This is a genomic window from Endozoicomonas sp. YOMI1, assembly GCF_024606345.1.
Taxonomy (GTDB): domain Bacteria; phylum Pseudomonadota; class Gammaproteobacteria; order Pseudomonadales; family Endozoicomonadaceae; genus Endozoicomonas.
Map to the genome: position 1 here is coordinate 1 of NZ_JAHHPM010000592.1, position 3,268 is coordinate 3,268.

At 48.1% G+C, this 3,268-nt stretch carries 8 protein-coding genes; 4 read left to right on the forward strand and 4 right to left on the reverse strand.

The window, feature by feature from the left end:
• Nucleotides 1-128, reverse strand: a 128-nt coding sequence (locus KDK15_RS21650; protein ID WP_373691427.1) for a DUF29 family protein, incomplete at its 3' end; no start/stop codon positions are given.
• On the opposite strand from KDK15_RS21650, the gene KDK15_RS20580 reads away from it, so the two are divergent.
• Both KDK15_RS20580 and KDK15_RS20585 read left to right on the forward strand, forming a co-directional pair.
• Nucleotides 119-700 carry a hypothetical protein gene (locus tag KDK15_RS20580; RefSeq protein WP_257297276.1) on the forward strand — a complete coding sequence of 194 codons (582 nt, stop codon included), beginning with the start codon at nt 119-121 and terminating at the stop codon, nt 698-700. The two genes, KDK15_RS21650 and KDK15_RS20580, sit on opposite strands and share 10 nt — an antisense overlap.
• Before the next feature lie 109 nt (nt 701-809).
• Nucleotides 810-1,220 (forward strand): hypothetical protein, encoded by a 411-nt coding sequence (locus KDK15_RS20585; RefSeq protein ID WP_257297277.1) that lies wholly within the window; start codon nt 810-812, stop codon nt 1,218-1,220.
• On the opposite strand, the gene KDK15_RS20590 is transcribed toward KDK15_RS20585, so the two are convergent.
• The 3 genes from KDK15_RS20590 to KDK15_RS20600 form a co-directional block, all read right to left on the reverse strand.
• A complete protein-coding gene (locus KDK15_RS20590; RefSeq protein WP_257297278.1) occupies nt 1,174-1,530 on the reverse strand; it encodes a helicase in 357 nt (118 codons plus the stop codon). The genes KDK15_RS20585 and KDK15_RS20590 overlap by 47 nt on opposite strands.
• A gap of 202 nt (nt 1,531-1,732) precedes the next feature.
• Nucleotides 1,733-2,005, reverse strand: a complete 273-nt coding sequence (locus KDK15_RS20595) for an HU family DNA-binding protein (RefSeq protein ID WP_163371979.1) — start codon at nt 2,003-2,005, stop codon at nt 1,733-1,735.
• Nucleotides 2,006-2,207: 202 nt separating this feature from the next.
• Nucleotides 2,208-2,375, reverse strand: coding sequence for a rubredoxin (locus KDK15_RS20600; protein ID WP_257297280.1), 168 nt, complete (start codon nt 2,373-2,375; stop codon nt 2,208-2,210).
• A 338-nt stretch (nt 2,376-2,713) separates the two neighbouring features.
• On the opposite strand from KDK15_RS20600, the gene KDK15_RS21090 reads away from it, so the two are divergent.
• Together KDK15_RS21090 and KDK15_RS20610 are read left to right on the forward strand one after the other, a co-directional pair.
• Nucleotides 2,714-2,866 carry an ATP-binding cassette domain-containing protein gene (locus tag KDK15_RS21090; RefSeq protein WP_306800422.1) on the forward strand — a complete coding sequence of 51 codons (153 nt, stop codon included), beginning with the start codon at nt 2,714-2,716 and terminating at the stop codon, nt 2,864-2,866.
• Nucleotides 2,867-2,981: 115 nt separating this feature from the next.
• Nucleotides 2,982-3,182, forward strand: a complete 201-nt coding sequence (locus KDK15_RS20610; protein WP_257297279.1) for a hypothetical protein — start codon at nt 2,982-2,984, stop codon at nt 3,180-3,182.
• The last annotated feature ends 86 nt before the right edge of the window (nt 3,183-3,268 follow it).

The following is a 3,268-nucleotide window of genomic DNA, read 5'->3' on the forward strand; positions in this document are numbered from 1 at the left end:
TCCCAGAACAGGTTGTCAATGTCCAGTTGGTCATACTGGCCGTTACGGAATTTTTCTTTTTGCTGTTCAATCCACTGATACCGGTCAGTTTCATACAGATTGTTTTTGCTGTTTTGCATTGCCTGCATCCTTTAATTCACAACCCACAATTTTAGGATACCCATGCCCAAATTTCCTGCCCTGCCCTGCCCGCCACGGCTCCATCGAGCTGAGTATCGGTAGCGATGGGTTTGGGCAGATGTTGATTACCGGCAGTGGCGGTATCGCCACCAATGATTACCTGGTCTTGAAGCAGGACCGGATCGAGTCATTTATTTACAGCGAGACCGAAGGCAATATCCGTTACAAAGAGGTGCGCCGAACCGAGAGCGGCATAGCCACCAACGGCCAGCAGGTGACCATGGCACTGGAATACCGGCCATCAGGGGGAAGCTGGATCAGCGGTGGTTCCAGCACGGTGAGCATCAACCAGTTCAATACCCACGGCTTACAGGTGCATAACAGAACCATTATCACCACCGGCCACGCCTCCGCAGCCTCGGCTATTGCCGCTGCAGTCAGCGAACATCACTCCTTCGCCCGATGGGAACAGGACGCCTACACCAATAGCCACTGGGGAGAGGCAGAAAATGCACTGGCCCACGTTCGCTTCCAAACCTTTCATGAAGAAGTACACCAAAAAGTGGGGAGCGAAGCTTGAGCCGGTAGATATAAACTTCAGTGGATCTCTCAGTACCCATACGATACCAAGCCGGATACCCTCTGGTCGGTTATCGTTACCGACAAGATGAAAGACTCGGTGCTGAAGGATGGGCAGCCGCTCTTTTCACTCAAGGGCAAGAAGCAGGACAAAAAAAAAGCCTGACAACTCCCCCCGTTACGCCCTGAAAGACCTCCCCGATGATGTACAGGCCGTGATCAATGACATCCACGGTGCCTCCAATCCAAAAAGCACCATTGAGCGGCTAAAAGAGTGGTGGGATTCGGCCCCGTTAATGGAGCACTTCAAACGGGGAATGCTTCACGTCAATCAGGGCGTCTTCAATAAAGCAGGCATCATTGAGCAAAATGAAAAACTGCTTAATGACGGAAAGCTGCTGGATGCCACGGCACCGGATAAGTATCAGGGTGGACGTACAGCTTGGAATACATTGAAACCGTGTAATGAATTCACTACTTCATGGCTCTGGTCATGGTTTGAAACCACATCACTTTACTGAGATCACCGGTTGCCACGATATTCTGCTCCTGAACACCACGCATAAAAGCTTCCTGAGCATTTTTCGCCGTTAGAATTTCAAACCCTTTAGCGGCACTGGAGAAAGAAAGTTCAAATGTTGGCTCAGTCGTTGTTCCAGCAACAGGGTAAACCTGTTTGTCTTTCACAATATAATGACGGGCTACACCATCCTTACTGCTGAGCTGAAATGTCAGATCCTGGCCTTCGAGCGTCTTTTGAAATGAGGGGTTCTTTCGACTGGCACGTTTCATCATGAAACCCAGTGCCCATAACAACAATTTGAACTTCACTGCTTCAGTCCCGAGCTCTATAGAGGAGAATTACTGCCATAAAAAGAAAACATTTCCCCATGGAGCAACTTGCAAAAGCTGACAATGGAAAAATGCTTTCTGAGAGGTTGTGCAAACAGTATTTATGAAGAGGGTAAAACCAGTATCCGGTTTACCATTCTTTGGCCAACGCCATCAGTTGCAACTGAGAAGATCTGTCTAATCAGTTTACGGCTTCTTTCAGGGCTTTACCTGGCTTGAAAGCAACCGTCTTACTGGCCTTAATCTGGATGGTTTCACCGGTTTGAGGATTTTTACCGGTACGGGCTGCACGGCTGCGCTGTTCAAAAGTACCAAAGCCAACAAGGTTGACAGAGTCTGCCGATTTCATGGCACTGGTGATGGCTTCAAGAATGGCATTAAGCGCCAGGGAAGCCTTGTCCTTGCTGATATCCGCTTCGTCAGCGATGACATTGACCAGATCGGGTTTACGCATAGGGAATACACTCCGTTTTGTTTTTCTTGTTTCTTCCCTTGAATCAAGGGTTTCTCGCTACCTGAGCAAGGACAGCACGAACTCTTGACTGCAGGGGTATTGATCACAAGCAAAAACAGACTAAAACACCGGCGCCCTCAGAGCAATAGTCTGGACCAACTGTTTGCGGGATTTTTTCCAGAATTCCATGTTTTTCTATAAATCAATTGACTTCCATCATCTCAAAGTCAGCTTTGCTGGCTCCACAATCCGGACAGAGCCAATCTTCCGGAACATCCTCCCAGGCAGTTCCAGCAGGTATACCATCTTCAGGCCACCCGACAGACTCATCATAAACAAAACCACAGACAATACACTGCCACTTTCTCATCATTCTCTCCGGTTCATACATTTCAACAGCTGTTTATTTTTGGCATGTTTTGTTTAGCAAAAAAAATCAAAAAAGCACTGTATCAGGCAGACTCCAGCGATAAATGGATTCATCAAGAAGAATAAATATAAGTCATCAGAGATTATCATGCCCGCAAGTCACGAGCCGGAATCCAGCCGGTTACACCGCCTGGACAGCAAAGGCGCTGTTTTTGATAACGGCAGAGGTGAAGACGCTGCTATCGTATTCGCTGTAAAGGAATTACCAAAGTCTATCCGGGTGTTGTTGCCAATGATCAGGTAAGCCTTGCCATCCAACCCGGCGAAATCCATGCGCTGCTGGGCGAAAAGGGTGCAGGCAAAAGCACCTTGATGAAAATCCTCTATGGTGTGACTCAACCAGACAGTGGGCATATTTGGTTTGTTGACCAGCAGCTTTCGGGTAAAAGCCCACGGCGACTCAGTGGATGCCAAATGCCTTTCCGGGGGTAACCCGCAGAAGTTCATCATTGGCCGTGAATTTTACAGAATCCAAAACTGCTGATCTGCGCCAGCCCTACCTGGGGCATTGATGTTGGCGCCGCCAACCTTATCCATCAGTCCCTGATTGATCTCCGGAACAAAAGCACTGCCATCGTCGTGCTTTTATAACAAAGCCATTCCCGAAACCGTTATTGCCCAGGTCGAAGCCTTTAAGGCACAGATTGCCGATGGCACATTTACCATTTTTGAAGGCCCCATCAAGGCACAGGATTGCTCCATTAAAGTTTACGAGGGCTTGTTGCAGTTAACAAAAATCTATCTATAGTTACTCGAACCTATTCAAAATAAGTAAGTTCTGTTGTGAATGATTGATACTCCATCTCTCGGGCCGCTGACCATTTAGGGGTATCC

Excerpts from the sequence above, each read along its gene's own strand:
- KDK15_RS20585 (WP_257297277.1), top strand. The coding sequence starts at position 810 with ATGGGCAGCCGCTCTTTTCACTCAAGGGCAAGAAGCAGGACAAAAAAA.
- KDK15_RS20595 (WP_163371979.1), bottom strand. The coding sequence starts at position 2,005 with ATGCGTAAACCCGATCTGGTCAATGTCATCGCTGACGAAGCGGATATC.
- KDK15_RS20600 (WP_257297280.1), bottom strand. The coding sequence starts at position 2,375 with ATGAGAAAGTGGCAGTGTATTGTCTGTGGTTTTGTTTATGATGAGTCT.